The following is a 20,974-nucleotide window of genomic DNA, read 5'->3' on the forward strand; positions in this document are numbered from 1 at the left end:
ACGATGAACTACCTGGAGGTGTTCCCGGGCCCGCCGCACCACCCGGTGAGGTGCGTCACCGTGGGTGTCAGGCGTCGTGGTTGTCGGGCGTCGTAGGTGTCAGGCGTCGTGCCGGCCCGTCCAGGCCAGCAGGTCCGCCAGCGGCCAGGTGGTCACGATCCGTTCCGCGGGCACCCCGCACTCCTCGGCCCGTGCGCAGCCCAGGACCTGCCAGTCCAGCTGGCCGGGCGCGTGCGCGTCGGTGTCGACCGAGAACAGCACGCCCGCCGTCACCGCCCGGCGCAGCAGCCGGCGCGGCGGGTCGAGCCGCTCGGGCCTGCTGTTGATCTCCACCGCTGTACCGGACTCGGCGCAGGCCGCGAACACCGCGTCCGCGTCGAACTGCGACTCCGGCCGTCCGCTCAGCAGCCGTCCGGTGCAGTGGCCGAGGATGTCGGCCTGCGGATCGCGCACCGCGTTCACCATGCGGCGGGTCATCGCACGGGCCTCCATGCGCAGCTTGGAGTGCACGGACACCACGACCACGTCGAGCCGCTCCAGCAGTTCCGGCTCCTGGTCCAGCGAGCCGTCGTCGAGGATGTCGCACTCGATGCCGGTCAGCAGCCGGAACGGCGCCCAGGTCGCGTTGAGTTCCTCGACCACGTCCAGTTGCCGGCGCAGCCGCTCGGGGGACAGCCCGCGGGCCACCGTCAGCCGTGGTGAGTGGTCGGTGAGCGCGGTCCACTCGTGGCCGAGCGCGGCCGCCGTCCGGCCCATCTCCTCGATGGGGCTGCCGCCGTCCGACCAGTCGGAGTGCACATGGCAGTCCCCGCGCAGCAGCGCCCGCAGCCGGGTCCCCGCGCCGTCGGTCAGCGGCAGGCCCTCCTCGCCGCCCTCCAGCTTCTCCAGGTAGGCGGGCGTCTGCCCGGCGAGCGCCTCACGCACCACCTGCGCGGTCTTCGGGCCGACGCCCTTGAGCGACTCCAGCGTCCCGGCCGCCGCCCGCTGCTCGACCTCCGCCGCGGGCAGCCGCGCCAGCACCCGGGACGCGGTGCGGAAGGCGCGTACGCGGTAGGTCGGCGCCAGGGACCGCTCCAGCAGGAAGGCGATCCGGTCCAGGGCCTCGACGGGATCCATCGCCACCTCCTGGCTCCAGAGTTCCCCACCCGTGCCCGGACCGCACGACGGACGTCCGGCCGCCGGCGGCCGGACCGGACCCACCGGACAGGCCCTGAGGGGGGATCCGGCGATCCGCCCCGCACGGTTGCGTCCTACTCTCTATGTCATGAGCGAAATCGCGAACCTCCGTGTGTCCCACCCGCGGATCATCGTGCTGGGGGTGCAGCCGGCCCCCTCCCCCTTCCGTATCGTGGAAATCGACGCCGAGGTGGTCGGCGAGGCGAGGGAAGTGACCGACGTCCTCGTCATCGCCGCCGCCCATGGCATCACCGTCCATGACCTCGACGACCCCGATGTGGTGCGGTGGGTCGGCGGGGACCGGTACACCTGGACCGTGCACTGAGCCGACCCGTCACCGGCGCCGGTCCCGCGCGTGCACCGCTCGGCTCACCCTGCGGCCCAGCAGCAGATAGCCGATCAGCGCACCCGTGGTGTTGAGGATGACGTCGTCGATGTCGAAGGCGCGCCCGGTGACCAGCGCGCCCTGGGCGAACTCCACCAGGAGCATGACGGCGGCGGTCAGCAGCAGCACCCGCAGCAGCCCGCGCGCCCGGGGCGCCACGACCGGCACCAGGACGCCGAAGGGCACGCCGAGCAGCAGGTTGCCGCCGATCTGCTTCGCGGCGTCGCGCAGTTCCGGCTGGTCCAGGTAGGCCCGTAGCGAGTCACCCGGACGCAGGTTGGAGTGCACGAGCGCCGCGGAGGCGGGCGACGGCTCCAGCGTGACCCGGGCGAGCAGGACCGCGAACGCCACCATGAACGCGAAGGCGAACAGCATCGCCAGCAGCCGCAGCGGGAACGGCAACGGCCGCCGCGCGGCGGGCGAGGCCTTCGCCGACCTGGTCTCTTTCTTCGCCGTAGCGCCCGCTGCCGCCTTCGGCGTCTTCGCTGCCTTGGTCGCCTTGGTCGCCTTGGCCGGTGCGGCAGGCTTTCCGCTCGCCTTCTGTTCCTGGGGTTCCTTCGGCGCGGCGGGTTTGTCGGTCTTGCCGGTGCGCAGACGGAACGCGGCGAGCGGACGTAGGGCGGTACGGGCCATGCGGTCCTCCAGTCTTCAACTTCCCTGGTGACAAGGCGAGCGGGGGATCAGGGGCCGTAGGCCACCTTCACCTCCTTGAAGCCGAGGGAGTGCAGCAGGCCCTGGAGCATGTCGGTGGTGTTGGACTCGGCGCGCGCGGTCAGCTCGCTCTCCTTCGCCGCGTCCCCGATGTGCCTGACCGCGAGTTTCTGCACGGCCTGCTCACCGTTGGGGTTGTCCGAGAAGAGATCGCCGAGGCGGTCGAGGAGACCGCGCTGCTTGGAGACCGCGTAGGAGCGCTCGGGGTCGAGCGCCGGCGTGCCGAGCTGGGCGTGCGGCAGCCGGAGCGTGGCCGAGGTGCGGTCGGCGTCGACCGTCACATCCTTGTCGCCGACCTTGCCGAGGTCGACGAAGGCGTCCACGGTGCCCGCCCCGACGTACAGGGTGCGCGTGCCGCGGAGCGCGTCGGGGAGGTATTTGGCGTCCTTCTCCAGGTCGACGACGACCTGGAAGTTGCCGGAGGCGGCGTCGTAGCGGCTCATGTCCTGGATGGACTGGAGCAGGGCGGGGCCGGAGCGGTCATGGGTCTCGGTGCCGAAGAAGTCGCGCAGTCCCGGCAGCAGGCTGAGCCGGATCCCGGCGAACATCACGACGAGCACGACCACGACGGCGGTGAGCACCTTGGCCCAGCCGGGCATCCGGCCGAGGCGGCGCTGGGAGGGCTTGGTGTCCTTGGCGGGCTCGATGGAAGTCGTCATGGGGACGGTCCTCCTTCCTACTCACCGGATGCCCGCCAATTCCGTTGTCAGACCGCCCTGTTGACAACCTGTGACAGGAGGGGCCGCGGAGGTCGCGGACGGTCGGCCGGACCGCCGCCCGGTCGACCGCCTGGCCGGCTTTCTCGGGACGTGAGGGACTTCAGAGCACTCCTGAGGGTGGGCAAAACGGGCGTGGTCCGTAGCATGAGAGATCCGCCCCAGCCGGACATGATCAGCGAGGAGCCGATCGTGCGAGACATCTCCGTGTTCAGCGGCAGTGCCCACCCCGAGCTGGCAGCCGAGGTCTGTGCCCACCTCGGCGTGCCCCTGAGCCCCACCCGCCTCAGCCGGTTCGCCAACGACTGTCTGGAGGTCCAGCTCCAGGCGAACTGCCGGGAACGGGACGTGTTCCTCGTCCAGCCCCTGGTCCGGCCCGTGCAGGAGCATCTCGTCGAGCTGCTGCTGATGTGCGACGCGGCCCGCGGGGCGTCGGCGGGCCGGATCACCGTCGTCATGCCGCACTACTCCTACGCCCGCTCCGACAAGAAGGACGCGCCCCGGATCTCGCTGGGCGGACGGCTGGTCGCCGACCTGATGGCGGCGGCCGGCGTGCACCGCGTGCTGACGATGACCCTCCACTCGCCCCAGGTGCACGGCTTCTTCTCGATGCCCGTCGATCATCTGCACGCCCACCGGGAGCTGGCCGCGCACTTCCGCCGCTACGACCTCACCCGCACCACGGTCGTCTCACCGGACCTCGGCAACGCCAAGGAGGCCGCGGCCTTCGCCCGGATGATCGGCGCCCAGGTGGCGGCGGGCGCCAAACAGCGCTACCCCGACGACCGGGTCAGTATCAGCGCGGTGATCGGCGAGGTCGCCGGGCGGGACGTCATCGTCCTCGACGACGAGATCGCCAAGGGCAGCACCGTCCTCGAACTGCTGGACCGGTTGCGGGAGTCGGAGCCGCGCTCGATACGCGTGGCGTGCACGCACGGGCTGTTCGCGGGGGGCGCCCTCAAGCGGCTCAGCGAGCAGAGCGACGTGCTGGAGATCGTGTGCACCAACACCGTGCCGGTGCTCGCCGAGGAGCACACCGACAAGCTGCGGATCCTGTCGATCGCGCCCGCGCTGGCCGAGGCCGTGCGCCGTATTCACAACGGTGAGTCGGTCAGCGCCCTGTTCGACGCGGCGCGCAGCGAATGAGCGCTCCCGCTTTGCTGGAAGTGCCGCGATGTGCCGTCGTTTGGCTGCGGCGCCGTCGTGGCTGGTCGCGCCCGCGCGGCGGAGCCGCATATGTCAGGGCCCCGCGCCCCTGAAGGGGCGCTGCAGGGAGCCGTCATAACGTGCCGGACGTGGCCTCGGGCTGTGCCAGGGCCGCCTCCAGCGTCGTGGCGGGCGGCAGCAGCCGGTACAGCCCGGTGGCCCGCAGGATCCGCAGGGTGAGCGGATGGGCGCAGACCAGGTGCAGATGCCCGCCGTGGTCGAGGACCCGGCGGCGCGCCCGGTACAGCAGGCGCAGCCCGGAGCAGTCGAAGAACTCGATCCGGGTCAGGTCGATCACGATCCGCGGGGCCGGGCCGAGGGTCGCGTCGTCGAGCCGTGGGCCGATCTCCGTCGCCGCGACGATGTCGATCTCGCCCTGGAACTCGAGCACCGTGTACCCCCGGTCCCGGCGAATGCGCAGATGCGGGGTGTCCGGTGCGGGTTCCTGCTGCACGACGACATCGCCTCCAACCCGCTCCACCGGTCGGGAGCTTCCAACGGCCGGGGAGCGCATAGCAGTTCCCCGCACCAGCAAGTTACCCCCGATGGAGTGAATTCCAGCATGTTCGATTGACATATGTCTTCGAAATGCAACCGACTCTGGCCGAGTTTTTTCGCCTTGTGAACGAAGTGGCGGGAAGGGTCGGCCAGGGATGGTCGGGGCCGCTAGGAGAGTGCGTGCCAGGCCTTGGAGAGGGCTGTGCGGAACTGCTCCGACTGGTGCGCCGTGAGCCCGCTGACCAGGCGTTCCTCCAGCTCCCGCACCGGCCCCGCGTGCCGGTCGAGCAGCTCGCGCCCGTCGTCGGTGAGCAGGATCAGCAGCTCGCGCCGGTTGCGCGGATTGCGCTCGCGGCGGATCAGGCCCCGCCCCTCCAGGGAACGCACCAGGTCGGCGATGGACTGGGCGGTGACGAAGGAGTCCCGGGCCAGCTGAGCGGCCGAGAGTCCGTCGTGCCGCTCCAGCACGGTGAGCGCCGTGTACTGCAGTGCGGTGATCCCGGACGGTCTGACCAACTCGTCCAGATGTGATCGCACGACCAGCTCCACCTGCTTCACCATGTAGAGCAGGGACGGAGGCGCCCGGTGGGGCGAGGGTGTGGACGCTGTGTTGCTCGTCTGGGTGCCGGCCATGAGTCCGAGCGTAGAGCATTGACAGGAAACCTGTCTGTAAAGAGACTGCGAACCAACAGGAATCCTGTTTGTTGAAATCTTGGCGACGATGCTGAGGAGTGGCGATGACCACCTTCGAGATCGACCCCGGTCGACTGTTCATCGGGGGACAGTGGCGCGAGGCCGCGGACGGAGCGCGGACCGAGGTGGTCGACCCGTCCCGGGGCACGGTCGTCACGACCGTCGCGGAGGCGGGCGTCGCCGACGTGGACGCGGCGGTGCGGGCGGCCCGCGCGGCCTTCGACTCCGGCGCCTGGTCCGGACTCAGCGGCCGGGAGCGCGGCCGCGTCCTGCTCAGGATCGCGGAACTGATCCGCGCCGAGGCGGACACCATCGCCCGCCTGGAGAGCCTGGACGTCGGCAAGCCGATCACCCTGGCGCACGCGGTCGACGTCACGAACGCGGCCAACGACTACGAGTACTTCGCGACCCTCGCCTTCTCCCTGGAGGGCGGCAACCGCGACACCCCGATGAACGCCCTCGCCTACACCAAGCGTGGCCCCGTAGGCGTGGTCGCGGCGATCACCCCGTTCAACTTCCCGCTGATCCTGGCCGGCTCGAAGATCGCCCCGGCCCTCGCCGCGGGCAACACGGTCGTCCACAAGCCCGCCGACGAGACCCCGCTCAGCGCCCTGTACATGGCAGACCTGTTCCAGCGGGCCGGCGTCCCGGACGGCGTCGTCAACGTCGTCACCGGCAGCGGGCCCGTCGCCGGTGAGGCGCTGCTGCGCCACCCCGGCGTCGACAAGATCGCCTTCACCGGCTCCACCGCGGTCGGCCGGCACGCCGCGAGCGTCGCCGGGGAGCACCTCAAGCAGGTCACGATGGAGCTCGGCGGCAACGCGGCGCACCTCGTCTTCGAGGACGCCGACCTGGAGAAGGCCGTCGGCGCGGTCATCAAGGGCTTCGTCTTCAACACCGGCCAGTTCTGCATGGGCGGCCCGCGTCTGCTGGTGGCCCGCCCGGTCTACAGCACCCTGCTGAACATCCTCGCCCAGGCCGTCCCCGGCGTGCCCGTCGGCGACCCCCGCGCGGCGGAGACCGTGGTGGGCCCGATGGCGGGGGAGAAGCACCTGCGCAAGGTCGAGGAGTACGTCGACCTCGCCCGCAAGGAGGGCGCCCGCATCGTCTGCGGCGGCGAACGGCTCGAACTCGACGGCGGCTACTACTACAAGCCGACCGTCATCGCCGACCTCGCGAACGACTCCCGGGTCGTCCAGGAGGAGATCTTCGGCCCGGTCCTCACCGTCCAGCCCTTCGACGACGAGGACGAGGCGATCGCGCTGGCCGACTCCACGCCGTACGGCCTGGCCGCGGGCGTCCAGACCGGCAACCTGGCCCGCGCCCACCGGGTCGCCGACCGCCTCCAGGCCGGCATCGTCTGGGTCAACGACTGGGCGATGCTCGACCCCGCCGTCCCCTTCGGCGGCGTCAAGGACTCCGGCTTCGGCCGCGAGTACGGCCCCGAGGCGCTCGCCTCCTACACCAAGGTCAAGTCCGTCGTCGTCTCGCTCGACTGAACGCGGTCGCCGAACAGCCTGCGCAGCAAAGGGAGTTCACCAGCATGTCCATCACCACCCGCGCCGCCGTCGTCGAGTCCGGCGGAGCGCCCTTCACCCTCTCCGAGGTCGTCCTCGACGACCCCGCCCCGCACGAGGCGGTCGTCCGCCTGGTGGCGGCCGGGCTGTGCCACACCGACCTCGGGGTGGCGAGCGGCGGCCTGCCCTTCCCGCTGCCCGGAGTCCTCGGCCACGAGGGCGCGGGCGTCGTGGAGGCGGTCGGCTCGGCCGTCACCGGCGTGGCCCCCGGCGACCATGTCGTGCTGTCCTTCACCTCCTGCGGCGACTGCCGCAACTGCAACGGCGGCCACCCCGCCTACTGCGCGACCTGGCTGCCGCTGAACCTCCTCGGCGGCCGCCGCGCCGACGGCACCAGCACCATCAGCCGGGACGGCGAGAACCTCGGCGGCCACTTCTTCGGCCAGTCCTCCTTCGCCGAGCGGGCGTTGGTCGACGAGCGCAGCCTGGTCAAGGTCGACCCGGAGGTACCGCTGGCGTCGATCGCCCCGCTGGGCTGCGGGGTCCAGACCGGCGTCGGCGCGGTCTGGAACGTGCTGAAGCCGGCGATCGGCTCCACCATCGTCGTCCTCGGCGCCGGAGCCGTCGGCCTGTCGGCGGTCATGGCGGCCGCCCTCACCCCGGCCACCGCGATCATCGCCGTCGACAAGGTCGCCGAACGCCTCGAACTGGCCAAGGAGTTGGGCGCCACCCACACCGTCGACGCCGGCCGGGGCGCCCTCGGCGAGGCCATCGCGGAGATCACCGGCGGGCGCGGCGCCGACGGCATCGTGGAGACCACGGGCAGCACGGCCGTCCTGCGCCAGGGCGTCGACGCGCTGGCCGCCCGCGGCACCCTGGTCATCGTCGGCGCACCGGCCTTCGGCACCGAGGTCGCCCTGGACGTCAACGGGATGCTGGGCGGCAAGCAGGTCGTCGGCCTCACCCTCGGCGACAGCGAGACCCAGAGCCTCATCCCGGCCCTGGTCGACCTCGTCAAGGCCGGCCGGCTGCCGCTGGACCGCCTGATCGGCGCCTACGCCTTCGAGGACATCGGCCGGGCGGTCGAGGACATGACCTCGGGCAAGACCATCAAGCCGGTGCTCACCTTCTGAGCCCCCGCCCAGCCCCGCGCCACGCCACGGCCCGGACCGCCCTTTGCGGCGGTCCGGGCCGGTGCCGTCGAACGTTGTGGACCGTCCGGGCGTCGCAGGGGTGTGGAAACGGCCGGTGGAACGGGGACGGGTATGCGTGCAGGGTTCGTGGCGGTGACGCTGGCGGTGCTGGCGGTGGTGGTGGGATGCGGGGCCGAGGAGGGGGACGGGGCTGACGTGATCATCGACTACGGGCCCGCGGCGACCCCGTACAGCGGCCCGCTCCACCTCGCCACCCGGGAGCTGGACGAGGACACCCCGCAGGCGCTGCTCCTCGCCTCGGGCGCCGCGGGCCGGGCGCTGGAGTGCGACGGCGAGATCTCCTGGGGCGGTGGGCCCGACGGGTGGGGCGAGGACGACGGCGGTGACACGCCGGAGGACGGGCTGCTGGTCTACTTCGACCTGTTCGAGCGGCCGGCTCCGCACTCGGGATTCCGCGTCGAGCGCGAGGAGTCCGACCGCGTCCTGTACTCCTACGATGTCGGCGGCCGGACGAAGGTGGCGGTCGTCGTCGCCAAGGACCAGAAGGGCAGGCCGGGTTGGGGACCGGAGACCCACGCCTCCTGCGACCCCGCCGAACTCCCCGCGAGCGTCACCGACTCCGGCGACCAGGAGATCTGGACCGACCGCGACGGGAAGCGGATCGCGACCACCACACTCAGCAGCCACGCCGGCGCGGAGCACTGCGACTGGGAGCGGGCGCACTTCCTGGGCATGGGCCGGAGGGCGGACCACCGGCAGTACGTCCGCGACCCCGACGGAGTGATCCCGGTCGAGCTGCTCACGGCCCCCTACGACGGCGACGTCCGGATGCCGGCCGAGGCGCGCGACACCGGATACCGCCACGGGGACCGGCAGTTGTGGCTGACGGACGACCGCAGGACGGCCTACGTCCGCACGTCCGACGGCGTCGAGGCCTGGCCGCTGGCGAAGGAGACGGTGGCCTGCCTCTGACCGTCGTCGCTCAGCGGCTCGCGTGCAGGGCGACGAGCAGCTGCCACACCTGGTCGGCGATCTCGCCGGGGGCGCCCTCCAGGTCGCCGTGCAGCCAGTCCGCCAGCACTCCGGCGAAGGTCGCGGCGACGGCCGAGGCGACCAGCGGCGCGTCCGCGGCGCCCGCCCGGGTCCGCTCCCGCAGGCTGTAGGCCCGCAGGTCCCGGTGCAGCACCCGGCCGAGCGGCCCGCCGCCGCCCGGCGCGAGCAGGGTGCGGTACAGCACCGCGTGCGGGGTCAGCGAGCCGAAGAACTCCGCCAGCGCGGCCGGCGCCCGCACCGGGTCCGGCCGCCCCTGCCAGGAGTGCAGCGCCTCCACGGCCTCGCGCACGACGTCCGCGCAGGCGTCGACCGCGAGGGCCTCCAGGTCGGGATAGTGCACGTAGAAAGTGGCCCGGCCGACCCCGGCCCGCCGTACCAGCGCGGCCACCCCGACCTCCTCCAACGGCCGCTCGGCGCACTCCTCCAGCAGCGCGGAGCGCAGCCGTGCCCGGGTGCGGGCCGCCCGCGGGTCCTCGGGCGCGTCGCGGGTCACTGCGCGATCAGGACGGCGGTCAGGGCGAGCGCGCCCGGCAGCGCCTGCGCGACCAGGATCCGGCGGTTCGCCGTCACCGCGCCGTACACGCCCGCGACGATCACACAGGACAGGAAGAACACCTGCGCCCGGAACCCGGTCGGATCGGCCGCGATCAGCCCCCACACCAGCCCCGCCGCCAGAAACCCGTTGTAGAGCCCCTGGTTGGCGGCCATCGCGGCGGTTCTCCCGGCCAGCTCCGCATCGAACCCGTGGAAGCCCATCCCCGGCTTCTTCTGCCACAGGAACATCTCCATCACCAGGATGTAGACGTGCAGCGCTGCCACCAGAGCGACGAGCACGTTCGCCAGGATTTCCATGATCTCCCCCAACTGTCTTGCAACTGTCTTGGACAGGTGTCCACTATAACGGGACATCTGTCCAAGAAGTCCAGCCCCTCGGGCGACGGCCGCCGACGACCACTGGCCCGCCGGCGGATCGCGGTCACACTGAGAACATGACGCCCGTACCCGCGCGCGCCGCGAGGCAGCGCAAGATCGACACTCTGCACCGGCTGGAACACGACGTCGACGCCTGGGTCGCCACGGCCGGTGTCGAGGGGGCCGCCCCGTATCTCGTCCCGCTCTCCTTCGTCTGGGACGGCGCGACGCTGCTCTTCGCCACGCCCGCCACCAGCCCCACCGGCCGCAATCTGCTGGCCACCGGCATCGCGCGGATCGCGGTCGGCCCGACCCAGGACGTCGTGATGATCGAAGGCGCCGCCCTGGCCGTGCCGCCCGCCGAACTGCCGGAGGAGGACGCCGAGATCTTCGCGGGCAAGACCGGCTTCGACCCGCGCGAACTGACCGCGCCCTACCTGTACTTCCATGTCCGGCCCGGCCGGATCCAGGCCTGGCGCACGGCCGACGAGATCCAGGGGCGGGAGCTGATGCGGGACGGGGAGTGGCTCGTCGCCGACTGAGCCCCGGGCGCGAAAGGGCCCCGCCGCGACGGGGGAACGCGGCGGGGCCTGACTGACGGGTGCCCGGTGGGAACACCTTCATGCATTCCCGCGGCAGATTTTTCTACGAAATCTCTGGAGCGCTGTCGTCCGGTTCCACCACGAACACCGGTATCTCGCGTTCCGTCTTCTTCTGGTAGTCGGCGTACGGCGGGAAGGCGGCCACGGCCCGCTCCCACCACTCCGCCTTCTCCGCGCCGGTGACCTCGCGGGCCGTCATGTCCTGCTTGCGGGGTCCGTCCTGGAGCTCGACCCGGGCGTCGGCGCTGACGTTGTGGTACCAGACCGGGTGCTTCGGCGCCCCGCCCTGGGAGGCGACCAGGGCGTACCGGCCGTCGTGCTCGACCCGCATCAGCGGCGTCTTGCGGAGCTTCCCGCTCTTCGCGCCCCGGGTCGTCAGCAGGATGACGGGCAGGCCCGTGTCCCGCAGCGTGGTCCCCTTCGTCCCGCCGGAGCTCTCGTACAGCTCCACCTGCTCACGCACCCACTGCGCCGGGCTGGCTTCGTACTCACCTTCGAGAGGCATGGCATCCGTCCCCTTCGTCGTGCCGTCATGGCGTCGCGGCGGCCGTGCCCCGCACGTCCGCCCCGCATCCTGCTGCAACACCGCCGCCCGCGCGATTCATCCGCCCGAGGACACGGCTACGCAACCATCCGCACGGCCAGCACCGTCATCACCGCGCTCGACACCAGCGCCGTCGCCAGCCGGCCCCGGTGCCCGGTCAGCGCTCGGCCCAGCAGCGCGCCGCCCCCGGCGAGCGACAGCTGCCAGCTCGCCGAGGCGACGAAGGCCGCCAGCACGAACACCCCCTGCTCCAGCGGCCGCACGGCGTCCGCACCGCCGCTGCCGAGGACCAGCGCGGCGAAGTAGACCACGGTCGTCGGGTTGAGCAGGGTGATCCCGAGAAAGCTGAGATACGCCCGGGCCGGGCCCGGCGGTGGCGGTGTGGACCGGACGGTGAGGTGGTGTGCCCGGTAGCGGCGGATCGCCGTCCGCGCGCCCAGGGCCGCGAGCGCCAGCAGGACCACCGCCGAGGCCCAGCTCAGCGGCGTCAGCACCGGCCGCAGCACGGCGGCGACGGCGGCGCCCCCGACGGTGGCGACCAGGGCGTAGAGCCCGTCGGCGGTGGCGACGCCGAGCGCGGCGCACATGCCGGTACGCAGGGAGGTGCGGGCGGTGAGCGAGACGAGGTAGGTCCCGACCGCGCCCACGGGTACGGCGATGCCGTAGCCCGCGACCAGCCCCGCGACGAGCGCGGACGTCACGGTCGCGTGGCGTCGGTCCGGCGGGGACGGCCGGGCTGCTGTCGGCCCGGCGCCGGAACAGCGGCGGCGGACGTGAGCGGCGGAAGGGCGTCGAAGGTGGCCATGGCCGGATCGTGCGGGGGACGACCGTCCGGCGGCAACCGGTTTTTCCTGACGCCGCTCCCGCGGCGGCCCGCGCCCCGCGACCGAACGCGGCCGGTCCTTCCCGCTTGAGTAGGGTTTGCGGGTGAGCCAACAGGACGAACAGCCGCCCTTTCTCTACGTCGTCGTCTGCGCCGCCGGCATCGCCGCGGACGTCGGCAAGCTGATCACCGCCGCGCAGGAGCGGGAGTGGCATGTCGGTGTCATCGCGACGCCCCAGGCCATGAACGGCTTCTTCGACACCGCCGCCGTCGAGGCGCAGACCGGGCGCCCGATCCGCTCCGCCTGGCGACGCCCCGGCGACCCGCGGCCGTTCCCGGAACCCGACGCGGTGGTCGTCGCCCCGGCCACCTTCAACACCATCAACAAGTGGGCGGCGGGCATCGCCGACACCCTGGCCCTGGGCACCCTGTGCGAGGTCGCCGGTCTGGGCGTGCCCATCGGCGTCCTGCCCTGCGTGAACGAGACCCTCGGCGGCCACCCCGCCTACCAGGACAGCCTGATACGGCTGCGCGGCATGGGCGTCAGGTTCGGCTACCCGTACGACGGGGCGGCCGGGGAGGAATTCGGCTGGGAGCGGGCGCTGGACCTGCTCGATTGAATCCACCCCGCCGGCGAAAGGGCGGGAATTCCCTTTCGCCGGGTCACCGCGGTTTCATCGCGGCCTCAGTGCGGGCCCTGCGGTGCGAATTCGGTGCCGCAGGGACCCGCACCCTCGCTGACGGCCAGCGGCACCGGCTCCCCGCTCATCGACACCGTCCGGTAGTGGGAGCCGATGCGCCGCGCGGAGCCGCCCACGTAGTGCCCGATGAACGAGCGGCGGAACCGGTCGGCGCTGCGGTTGGGCTGCGAGCCGTGCACCAGGCTGCCGTTGAAGAACAGCACGTCGCCCGGCGCCATGTCGACCGGCGTCGCCGTGAGGCCGGGCGGCGGCGGCACGTACTCCCGCGCGAACGACACCGCCTCGTCCGCCTCCTCCGGGCAGAACAGGTCCATCCGGTGGGTGCCGGGCACCACCTCGAGGCCGCCGTTGTCCCGGTCGATGACGTCACAGGCCAGCCAGGCCGCCACGCAGGTGCCGGGCTCGACCCGCAGATAGAAGTTGTCCTGGTGCAGCGCCTGCCCTCGCGCGCCCGGCGGCTTGAAGTAGAACATGCTCTGCGCGGCCAGCGGCTCCTCGCCCAGCAACTGCTCCAGCACGCCCCGCAGTCGGGCGTCCAGCAGCGCCTGCCGGGCGAGGGGAACGATCTCGTGCGGGTTCATCGCCCTCGGGTAGGCGCGCAGCGGATCGGTGGCTCCGGGGCGCGGCTCGAAGTGCCCGGGCACCGGCCGCCCGGACGCGTGCAGCGCCGCGAACTCCTCGCACAGCCGCCCGACTTCGTCGTCCCCGAACAAGGCGCGGACGACGGTGAAGCCGTCCTCCCGGTACTGCCGCAGCCCGGCCTGGGTCAGGATGGGGGTTCCGGCGGCGTCGATATCCGTGACTGTCATGCGTGCCCTCCTCGATCGTCAACTGCCCTCGACACCGCCACGCTAGGCCGACGCACCCCACCACGAGGATGTCCATGCGTGCTGACGACCTGCCCGGGACTGCCGTGCCCGGGGTTCCCTCCCCGCCGCCCGGTCTGGTGGTGGTCGCGCACTTCGACGAGGGCCCCGGGTACGGCATCAACCGGCCCCGGGGATCGGACAGCTGGCTGTTCGCCTGGACGACGGACGGGCGCGGCCGGCTGCGGCAGGGCGGCAGCGAGGTGCGGGCCGGCGTCGGGGACCTGGTCGTGCTCGCGCCCGGCGTCCCGCACTCCTACGGCGTCGAACCCGGGGCCCCGAACTGGCGGTTCTGGTGGGCCCACTGCCAGGCCCGCCCGTCCTGGACCCCCTGGCTGCGCCCGTACGACACCGGCGACGGCCTCTACCGCGTCGGCCCCGTCCCCGCCGCGCTGCACGACCGGGTTGAGGCGGCCTGGCGGCGCATGAACGCCGACGCCCGATGGACCGGCGGGGCGGAGCCGGCCGGCGGGGAAGCACCGGCCGGCCGGGACGGGATCGTGGTGGCCCAGGGCGCCGCCGCCCGGGAACTCGCCCTGTGCGCCCTGGAAGAGGCCGTCCTGCTGGCCACCGCCTCGGCCCGCGCCCCCGCGCTCCCGGCCGGGCTCGACGACCGGGTGCGGCGGGCGCAGACGCGGATGGCGGCCGACCCCGGGGCCCCGCACACCGTCCGCTCGCTGGCGGAGGAACTCGCGCTGTCCCCCTCGCGTTTCGCCCATCTGTTCACGGAACAGGTCGGCCAGGCCCCGATGCGGGCCCTGCGCGAGACCCGACTGCGCCATGCCGCACGGCTGTTGGAGGCCACCGACCTGCCCGTCGAACGCGTTGCGCGGGCCTCGGGCTTCGTGAGCGCCTTCCACTTCAGCCGTGTCTTCCGCGCCCGCTACGGGACGCCCCCGGGCGCCTACCGGGACGGAATGCGCTCGGCAATTACCGACCCGAAAGGGACATGAGCAGAGCACCAAAAGGGACACCGATACAGTGACCGCCCCGCCGCGACTCGGAGGCGGAGCCGGGACCTCGAACCAGGATTGACGTTTCGTCAAAATTCTTCGGCACGCACACTATGCACGAAACCGCGAGATCCCTTGTTCCTCCTGGTCCGGCTGTGCCAAGGTGGGCGTGTCGGCGCACGGAGAACGTATTTCCACCGTGTGCACGAGACACCTCACGTTTACACCCCCCTCGCTCCAAAAGAGCCGTCCCCCACGGACGTTCGAGGTGTCGAACATTGTGCGAGTCGATCCCGTCTCGTGGGCGGGATCGCATACCCGATGGTATGGACATTAATGCCGCATGCCTCCGGAAGGAATGCAGACCGTGAATGACGCAGGCCTGTCGAATTCCCCTTCGGCGCGCCGCTTCGACGCGACGGACGAACAGCTGAGCTCGGAGCTCAAGCAATGGACGGGAGCGTCGCCCGCGCTGCATCCCGTCGGCGAGCTGCTGGATCGCCACTGGGAGGCCGCCTTCGCCTATGCACGGCTGTGCACCGAGGGCGAGCGCGCGGCCGGCATGCTCACCACCGCCGCCTTCACCAGGCTCTTCGGCGAGACCCTGCAGCAGAACGGACCGACCGCCGCGTGGCGCCCCCACCTGCTGGTCACCGTGCGCCGCGTGGCCGGCGAATGGGACGCGGACGGCCGCCGCGACCTCCTCCATCCCGCGCTGCGCTCCGAGGGCGAGGACGGCGACCGCGCGGCGGCCCTGCTGCTGCCGCCCGTGCACCGGCGCATGCTGTCCCGGGCGTTCCAGCGGCTGCCCGAGTCGGCCCGCTGCCTGCTCTGGCACATCGAGGTCGAGGCCGAGCCGCTGGCCGTCCCGGCCGGCCTGCTGGGCCTGGAGGAGGAAGGCGCCCGCGTCGAACTGCGCCGGGCCCGCGAGCGGCTGCGCGAGGAATGCCTCCAGGTGCACCGCGAACTCGCCACCGACGACGAGTGCCACCGCTACCACCGGCTGCTCGACGTCACCTGCCGCCGCGGCGGCGCCGACGTCGACCCCGACCTGCGCGGCCACCTGGAGCAGTGCCGGCACTGCGCCCACACCGCCGACCAGCTGCACCAGTTCGAGGGACTGCTCGGCGCGGCCCTGGCCGAGGGAATCCTGGGCTGGGCCGCCGCGGCCTATGTGGGCGTGCGGGTGGCCGGCGACGAAGACTCCGCCGAGCAAGCCGACGGCTACACCGGCGAGGCCTTCGACGGCAGCCAGGCGACAGCCGCCCCCGCCGCCGGGGCGGACGGCGGCTCGGTCGCCCGCGGCGGACAGCGGGCAGGCGCGCTCGCCCGCGTCGGATCGCACTCCGGCGCGCTCGTCCGCACCGGCGCCACGCCCGGCGCGGACGCCCCTCCCGGATCGCGCCGCTTCGCCCAGAAGGCGGCCCGTCGCGCCCGCCGCCGCAACCTCGCCGCCGCCGTCCTGACCGTGAGCGGTCTGGTCGTCCTGCCGCTCGCGGTGTGGGCGGCCCTCGGCTCCGGCGGCGGAGCCACCACGACCGCCAGCGGCGACACGGCGAAGACCCCCGCCCCGGGCACCGACACGGCCACCACCGACCCCGTGCTGAACGAGGACGCCCAGGGCACCCTGCGCGGCCGGCTGCACAACGTCGCCTCCGGACTGTGCATCGGCCTCGTCGGCAACAAGGCGGTCAGCGGCACCGAGGCCACCCTCGCCGCCTGCTCCTCCGTGGCCGGCCAGCAGTGGTCGTACGAGCCGGACGGTCTGCTGCGCAGCGCCGCCAACGCCGACCTCTGCCTCGACTCCAGCCTCGGCTACTCGGTCCGGCTGGCCCCGTGCGCGGGCTCCGGCCAGGCCGATCCCACGAACGTCCGCTACGACTTCACGCTCCAGGGCACGCTCGTCCCGCGCTCCGGCCAGAACCTGGCGCTGGCGCCCGCCGCCACCGACGGGTCGGGCTCTCTCGTGCTGAAGAACCGGGCCGACGGCGCCGCCCAGCGCTGGGTGATCGACACCTCGCAGCCCGACCCGCAGATGCAGTTCGTCAACTGGGGAATCGACGCCACCCCCACCGTCACCCCGAAGTCGAGCGTCACGCCGAAGGCGGCCGCGCCCACGACGCCGACGCCGTCCACCACCTCGACGACCAAGGCGCCGTCGAGCTCGTCCTCGGACTCGGACGACACGTCCTGCACCTACTCCTGGTACTCCTGCTCGTCGGACGGCCAGTGGGGCTCCTCCGGCGGCTGGGGGTACGGCTCCGACTCCGGCTGGGGCAACGGCTCCGGGGGCTACGGCTACGGCTCCGGCTACGGCTCCGACGACGGCCGGCGCTGACCCGAGCGGTCAGCCGCCGACCACCTGGAGCGAGGCCCACAGCGCCACGACGGCCGGGACCAGCGCGGCGGGCACGCTGAGCAGGCCGAGGCGGGTGAACTCCCCGACCTCGACCCGCTCTCCGCGCTCCTGCACCACCCGCCGCCACAGCAGCGTCGCCAGCGATCCGGCGTACGTCAGGTTCGGGCCGATGTTCACCCCGAGCAGCACCGCGAGCACCGCCCCGGCCCCGGCCGGGGCGGCGAGCGGCACCAGGACCAGCACCGCGGGCAGGTTGTTGATCAGGTTCGCCAGGACGGCGGCCAGCGCGGCGACGCCCAGCAGCGTCAGCAGGCCCGAACCGTCGGGCAGGACGTGCCGCAGCGCGCCGGCGAGCCCGTTGTCGACCACCGCGCGCACCACGATCCCCAGCGCCAGCACGAACGCCAGGAAGCCCGGCGCGGCGGCCCGCACGACGGCGACCGGAGTCACCCGTCGCCGCACCAGCGCCCGCCCGGCCATGACCAGCGCGCCCGCGAACGCGACCCACGCCGGTTCGATCCCGACGGCCGACGCCACCACGAACCCGGCGAGCGTGCAGCCCACGGTGACCAGCGCGAACAGCGGCAGCTCGGGCGCCGGGCCGTCGTCCACGACCGGCTCGACGGCGGGCAGCCCGGCGGCGAAGAAGCGCCGGAAGACCAGGTACTCCGCGCCGATCGCGACCACCCACGGCAGCGCCATCAGAGCGGCGAACCGAGTGAAGCTCAGCCCGCTCGCGGTGAACGCCAGCAGGTTGGTGAGGTTGGACACGGGCAGCAGCAGCGAGGCCGTGTTCGACAGATGCGCGCACGCGTAGACGTGCGGCTTCGACCCCACGCCCATCCGGGCCGCGGTGGCGAACACCACCGGCGTCAGCAGCACCACCGTCGCGTCCAGACTGAGCACGGCCGTGATCACCGAGGCCAGCACGAACACCGCGACCAGCAGCCGCCGCGGGCGGCCCGCGGCCCGCCGGGCCATCCACGCCCCGCACGCCGTGAACAGCCCCTCGACGTCGCACAGGTGCGCCAGCACCAGCACCGCCGCCAGGAAGCCGACGACCGGCCCGAGCCGCTCCGCCTCGGCCAGCGCGTGCCCGGGCGACACCGCCCCGAGGACGATCGCCACGGCCGCGGCGGGGACGGCGACCAGGGCCTCCGACCGCCCGGCGGGCCGCAGCACCGCCCACCCGAGGGCGGCGACGAGCAGGACGACGGACAGCGATGCGGCGAGCGAGGTGTTCAGGGCGATACTCCGGGACGGGGTCTGGTGGTGCCCGCCCATCGATGAGGTCCGGGTGCTCCTCCATCAGAACACGGGAGGGTAAGAGCCCCGGAAACGGCCTGGAGGGCCCGCCTCACTCCTCGTCGAACAGGGACAGCTCCGCCCAGATCGTCTTGCCCTCGGGGGTGTGCCTGCTGCCCCAGCGCTGGGTGAGCTGGGCCACCAGCAGCAGCCCGCGACCCCCCTCGTCCCAGGTCTTCGCCCGGCGCAGATGCGGGGCGGTGTGGCTGTCGTCGGACACCTCGCAGATCAGCGTCGCCGCGTCGTGGATCAGCCGCAGCCGGATGGGGCGGGAACCGTACCGGATGGCGTTGGTGACCAGCTCGCTCACCACCAGCTCGGTGGTGAACGACGCGTCGCTCAGCTCCCAGGCCGACAGCTGCTCGACGACCTGCTTGCGGATCGGCGCGACCAGCGCGGGGTCCGCCGGGACGTCCCAGGTCGCGACCTGCGAGGCCGGCAGGCCCCGGGTGCGCGCGAGCAGCAGCGCGACGTCGTCGCCGGCGCCGCCGGGCGGGAGCAGGGCGTGCAGGATCCGGTCGCAGGTCTCGTCCAGCGAGTCCGACCGCGCCGCCAGCGCCTCCGCCAGCAGCAGCTGACCGGCGTCCACGTCCCGCTCCCGGGACTCGATCAGCCCGTCGGTGTAGAAGGCGAGGACGCTGCCCTCGGCGAGCTCCAGCTCGGCCGATTCGAACGGCAGTCCGCCCAGGCCCAGCGGAGGACCGGCGGGCAGCTGGACCAGCCGGGGCGTGCCGCCCGCCCGGAGCAGCAGCGGCGGGGGATGCCCCGCCCGCGCCATGACACAGCGCCGCGACACGGGGTCGTACACCGCGTACAGACAGGTCGCGCCCATCTCGCCGGGGCTGCCCTCCACGCCGGCCTCCTCGGACAGCCTGAGGACCAGATCGTCCAGGTGCGTCAGCAGCTCGTCGGGGGCGAGGTCGATGTCGGCGAGGGTGCGCACGGCCGTGCGCAGCCGGCCCATGGTGGCCGAGGCCTGGATGCCGTGCCCGACGACGTCCCCGACGACCATCGCGACCCGCATCCCGGACAGCGGGATCACGTCGAACCAGTCGCCGCCGACCCCGGCGCGGGCGGCCGGCAGATAGCGGGAGGCGGCGTCGACGGCGGCCGTGCGGGGGAGCGTGCGCGGGAGCAGGCTGCGCTGCAGGGCGAGGGCCGTCTCGCGCTCGCGGGAGTACCGGCGGGCGTTGTCGACGCAGACGGCGGCCCGCGCCGTGACCTCCTCGGCCAGCAGCACATCGTCCGGGGTGAACGGATCGGGCCGGCGAAACCGGGTGAGGACGGCGACGCCGAGGGTCACGCCGCGCGCCTGGATGGGCACGGACATCGTGGAGTGGATGCCGAGCTCCCGCACCCGAGCGGCGCGCGCGGTGTCCCAGGTCAGCCAGGCGTCCAGCTCGCCGCCGGCCACCGTGCGGACGATGGTGCGCCCCGCGACCAGCGAGTCGGCCTGCGGCGATCCCGTCGGGTATTCCTGCGCCTGGCCCGGCTGGGCGACGGCCTCCGGGGTGCCGGGGTTGACCGAGTGGTGCGCGGTGCGCCGCAGCCGCAGCGGCGGTGCGAACCGGGCCGGGGGTTCCACGCCGTCCTGCGGGTCGAGCAGGTCGATGCTGACGAAATCGGCCAGCGCGGGGACGCAGACCTGCGCCAGCTCCTGAGCCGTGCGGGTGACGTCGAGGGTGGTGCCGATGCTCAGGCTCGCCTCGTTGACCAGCCGGAGCCGTTCCCGGGCCAGGTAGTGCTCGGTGAAGTCATGGCCGGTCAGACAGACGCCCTGGATGTGGCCGGCGGCGTCGGTGAGCGGGGCGAGCCGGGTCAGATGGGCGGAGGCGTTCTGCAGGCCGCTCGGGCGGAGGTAGTTCTCGATGTCCCGGGGCCGGCCCGTCGTGAGCACGTCCCTCAGCTGCTCCTCGAGGTCCGTGTTCTCGCGGCGGACGCCGATGTCGGTGATCCTCAGGCCGTCGACCGGGTGGGCGGGCAGGTCGATGAGCTCGGTCATCCGCTCGTTGATCCAGCGCAGCCGCAGATCCTGGTCGCAGACCAGCATCGGGCAGGGGGACTGTCTCATCGCCGCCGAGGTCAGCGCGTCGTCCGGCGGGTCGAGGTCCGCGGCGGCCGGTGGGACGACGGCCTGCCAGTCGTGCGTCGGCCGGCGCAGCGCGAGCAGCCAGACGGTCACGGCACGGCCGTCGCGGTGCCGCAGCGTCAGGGTGCCGCTCCACCGGGGGCCGGCCGGCGCGGCGAGCGCGCTCGTACCGGTACCGGCACCGGTGTTCGTGTCGGCGTCGGTGTCGGCCAGGAAGTCGGCGGCGGGTCGGCCCACCGCCTCGGCCGCCTCGTACCCCAGCAGCCGACGGGCGCCGGCGCCCCACCGGACCACGATCCCCCGCTCGTCGATGACGGCCCGCGCGGTCGAGGCATCGTCGAACGGATCCACCGGGCTCATCGTCGCCACTCCATCGCCCTTACGCACAGTGAACAAGTGCATAACTCGGGCTCCAGCCTAGTGCGTGGAACGTGTGCGCGACCGCCCGCCTTGCCCGACGGCCGGGGCGGTCGCACCGGCCACCGAAGCGCTCCCCGGCACCCCGGCGGCGCGGGCCGTCGAGGCCGTCGCGACCGCCTCCGGCCGTCGCACGGTCGCGCCGCGCGACGGCCGGCGCCCTCGCCCCGCCGCGGCGCCGTCGTGCCTGGTCGCGCCCGCGCGGCGGAGCCGCATATGTCAGCGCCCCGCGCCCCTTCGGGGCGCCGCTGCACCGCGGCCGACTTCGCCCGAACCGCTTGGCCGGAGTGCCGT

21 protein-coding genes are annotated in these 20,974 nt (G+C 73.0%); 9 read left to right on the forward strand and 12 right to left on the reverse strand.

All coding sequences use genetic code 11. From position 1 onward, the window contains the following. Positions 1 to 99: 99 nt before the first annotated feature. Positions 100 to 1,116, reverse strand: a complete 1,017-nt coding sequence (locus tag ACWCPF_RS14330) for a PHP domain-containing protein (RefSeq protein ID WP_451045309.1) — start codon at positions 1,114 to 1,116, stop codon at positions 100 to 102. A gap of 148 nt (positions 1,117 to 1,264) precedes the next feature. On the opposite strand from ACWCPF_RS14330, the gene ACWCPF_RS14335 reads away from it, so the two are divergent. Further along, the gene (locus tag ACWCPF_RS14335; protein ID WP_451045310.1) at positions 1,265 to 1,501 is read left to right on the forward strand and encodes a hypothetical protein; all 237 of its coding nucleotides are present in this window, start codon (positions 1,265 to 1,267) and stop codon (positions 1,499 to 1,501) included. 9 nt (positions 1,502 to 1,510) lie between these two features. Here the strand turns inward: ACWCPF_RS14335 and ACWCPF_RS14340 are convergent, their stop codons facing one another. After that, on the reverse strand, positions 1,511 to 2,194 hold the full coding sequence (locus tag ACWCPF_RS14340) for a VanZ family protein (RefSeq protein ID WP_451045311.1): 684 nt from the start codon (positions 2,192 to 2,194) through the stop codon (positions 1,511 to 1,513). 47 nt (positions 2,195 to 2,241) lie between these two features. Then, the gene (locus ACWCPF_RS14345; protein WP_451045312.1) at positions 2,242 to 2,931 is read right to left on the reverse strand and encodes a DUF4230 domain-containing protein; all 690 of its coding nucleotides are present in this window, start codon (positions 2,929 to 2,931) and stop codon (positions 2,242 to 2,244) included. A gap of 249 nt (positions 2,932 to 3,180) precedes the next feature. Here ACWCPF_RS14345 and ACWCPF_RS14350 point away from each other — a divergent pair, with 249 nt between their 5' ends. Next, a complete protein-coding gene (locus tag ACWCPF_RS14350) occupies positions 3,181 to 4,134 on the forward strand; it encodes a ribose-phosphate diphosphokinase (protein ID WP_451045450.1) in 954 nt (317 codons plus the stop codon). Positions 4,135 to 4,267: 133 nt separating this feature from the next. Here ACWCPF_RS14350 and ACWCPF_RS14355 read toward each other — a convergent pair whose 3' ends face one another. Further along, complete coding sequence (locus tag ACWCPF_RS14355) at positions 4,268 to 4,648, reverse strand: anti-sigma factor antagonist (protein ID WP_451045313.1); 381 nt, start codon at positions 4,646 to 4,648, stop codon at positions 4,268 to 4,270. A gap of 212 nt (positions 4,649 to 4,860) precedes the next feature. After that, the gene (locus ACWCPF_RS14360) at positions 4,861 to 5,325 is read right to left on the reverse strand and encodes a MarR family winged helix-turn-helix transcriptional regulator (protein WP_451045314.1); all 465 of its coding nucleotides are present in this window, start codon (positions 5,323 to 5,325) and stop codon (positions 4,861 to 4,863) included. Between the two features lie 104 nt (positions 5,326 to 5,429). On the opposite strand from ACWCPF_RS14360, the gene ACWCPF_RS14365 reads away from it, so the two are divergent. The 3 genes from ACWCPF_RS14365 (at position 5,430) to ACWCPF_RS14375 (ending at position 9,028) form a co-directional block, all read left to right on the forward strand. Further along, positions 5,430 to 6,884 (forward strand): aldehyde dehydrogenase family protein, encoded by a 1,455-nt coding sequence (locus ACWCPF_RS14365; RefSeq protein ID WP_451045315.1) that lies wholly within the window; start codon positions 5,430 to 5,432, stop codon positions 6,882 to 6,884. A 44-nt stretch (positions 6,885 to 6,928) separates the two neighbouring features. Further along, positions 6,929 to 8,035, forward strand: a complete 1,107-nt coding sequence (locus ACWCPF_RS14370; RefSeq protein WP_451045316.1) for an NAD(P)-dependent alcohol dehydrogenase — start codon at positions 6,929 to 6,931, stop codon at positions 8,033 to 8,035. A 132-nt stretch (positions 8,036 to 8,167) separates the two neighbouring features. Then, the gene (locus ACWCPF_RS14375; RefSeq protein WP_451045317.1) at positions 8,168 to 9,028 is read left to right on the forward strand and encodes a hypothetical protein; all 861 of its coding nucleotides are present in this window, start codon (positions 8,168 to 8,170) and stop codon (positions 9,026 to 9,028) included. Positions 9,029 to 9,038: 10 nt separating this feature from the next. Here the strand turns inward: ACWCPF_RS14375 and ACWCPF_RS14380 are convergent, their stop codons facing one another. Both ACWCPF_RS14380 and ACWCPF_RS14385 read right to left on the reverse strand, forming a co-directional pair. Next, positions 9,039 to 9,602, reverse strand: coding sequence for a TetR/AcrR family transcriptional regulator (locus ACWCPF_RS14380; protein ID WP_451045318.1), 564 nt, complete (start codon positions 9,600 to 9,602; stop codon positions 9,039 to 9,041). Continuing rightward, positions 9,599 to 9,961, reverse strand: coding sequence for a DUF1304 domain-containing protein (locus ACWCPF_RS14385; RefSeq protein ID WP_451045319.1), 363 nt, complete (start codon positions 9,959 to 9,961; stop codon positions 9,599 to 9,601). The genes ACWCPF_RS14380 and ACWCPF_RS14385 overlap by 4 nt, the downstream gene beginning before the upstream one ends. A 137-nt stretch (positions 9,962 to 10,098) precedes the next feature. Here ACWCPF_RS14385 and ACWCPF_RS14390 point away from each other — a divergent pair, with 137 nt between their 5' ends. After that, positions 10,099 to 10,563 carry a pyridoxamine 5'-phosphate oxidase family protein gene (locus ACWCPF_RS14390; RefSeq protein WP_451045320.1) on the forward strand — a complete coding sequence of 155 codons (465 nt, stop codon included), beginning with the start codon at positions 10,099 to 10,101 and terminating at the stop codon, positions 10,561 to 10,563. Positions 10,564 to 10,666: 103 nt separating this feature from the next. Here ACWCPF_RS14390 and ACWCPF_RS14395 read toward each other — a convergent pair whose 3' ends face one another. Beyond that, positions 10,667 to 11,128: a nitroreductase family deazaflavin-dependent oxidoreductase gene (locus ACWCPF_RS14395; protein ID WP_451045321.1), complete on the reverse strand. Its 462-nt coding sequence runs from the start codon at positions 11,126 to 11,128 to the stop codon at positions 10,667 to 10,669. A 116-nt stretch (positions 11,129 to 11,244) separates the two neighbouring features. After that, on the reverse strand, positions 11,245 to 11,868 hold the full coding sequence (locus ACWCPF_RS14400; protein ID WP_451045322.1) for a LysE family transporter: 624 nt from the start codon (positions 11,866 to 11,868) through the stop codon (positions 11,245 to 11,247). Between the two features lie 226 nt (positions 11,869 to 12,094). On the opposite strand from ACWCPF_RS14400, the gene ACWCPF_RS14405 reads away from it, so the two are divergent. Next, positions 12,095 to 12,610 carry a flavoprotein gene (locus ACWCPF_RS14405; protein WP_451045323.1) on the forward strand — a complete coding sequence of 172 codons (516 nt, stop codon included), beginning with the start codon at positions 12,095 to 12,097 and terminating at the stop codon, positions 12,608 to 12,610. 65 nt (positions 12,611 to 12,675) lie between these two features. Here ACWCPF_RS14405 and ACWCPF_RS14410 read toward each other — a convergent pair whose 3' ends face one another. Beyond that, entirely contained in the window at positions 12,676 to 13,500 is an 825-nt protein-coding gene (locus tag ACWCPF_RS14410) for a phytanoyl-CoA dioxygenase family protein (protein WP_451045324.1), read from the reverse strand. Positions 13,501 to 13,574: 74 nt separating this feature from the next. On the opposite strand from ACWCPF_RS14410, the gene ACWCPF_RS14415 reads away from it, so the two are divergent. Further along, positions 13,575 to 14,510 carry a helix-turn-helix domain-containing protein gene (locus tag ACWCPF_RS14415; RefSeq protein WP_451045325.1) on the forward strand — a complete coding sequence of 312 codons (936 nt, stop codon included), beginning with the start codon at positions 13,575 to 13,577 and terminating at the stop codon, positions 14,508 to 14,510. Positions 14,511 to 14,868: 358 nt separating this feature from the next. Continuing rightward, positions 14,869 to 16,848: a ricin-type beta-trefoil lectin domain protein gene (locus ACWCPF_RS14420; protein WP_451045451.1), complete on the forward strand. Its 1,980-nt coding sequence runs from the start codon at positions 14,869 to 14,871 to the stop codon at positions 16,846 to 16,848. Positions 16,849 to 16,857: 9 nt separating this feature from the next. On the opposite strand, the gene ACWCPF_RS14425 is transcribed toward ACWCPF_RS14420, so the two are convergent. Together ACWCPF_RS14425 and ACWCPF_RS14430 are read right to left on the reverse strand one after the other, a co-directional pair. Then, complete coding sequence (locus ACWCPF_RS14425) at positions 16,858 to 18,153, reverse strand: SLC13 family permease (RefSeq protein WP_451045326.1); 1,296 nt, start codon at positions 18,151 to 18,153, stop codon at positions 16,858 to 16,860. 73 nt (positions 18,154 to 18,226) lie between these two features. Then, complete coding sequence (locus tag ACWCPF_RS14430; RefSeq protein WP_451045327.1) at positions 18,227 to 20,623, reverse strand: SpoIIE family protein phosphatase; 2,397 nt, start codon at positions 20,621 to 20,623, stop codon at positions 18,227 to 18,229. Positions 20,624 to 20,974: the final 351 nt, after the last annotated feature.

It is taken from the genome of Streptomyces sp. NPDC001858 (assembly GCF_053594615.1).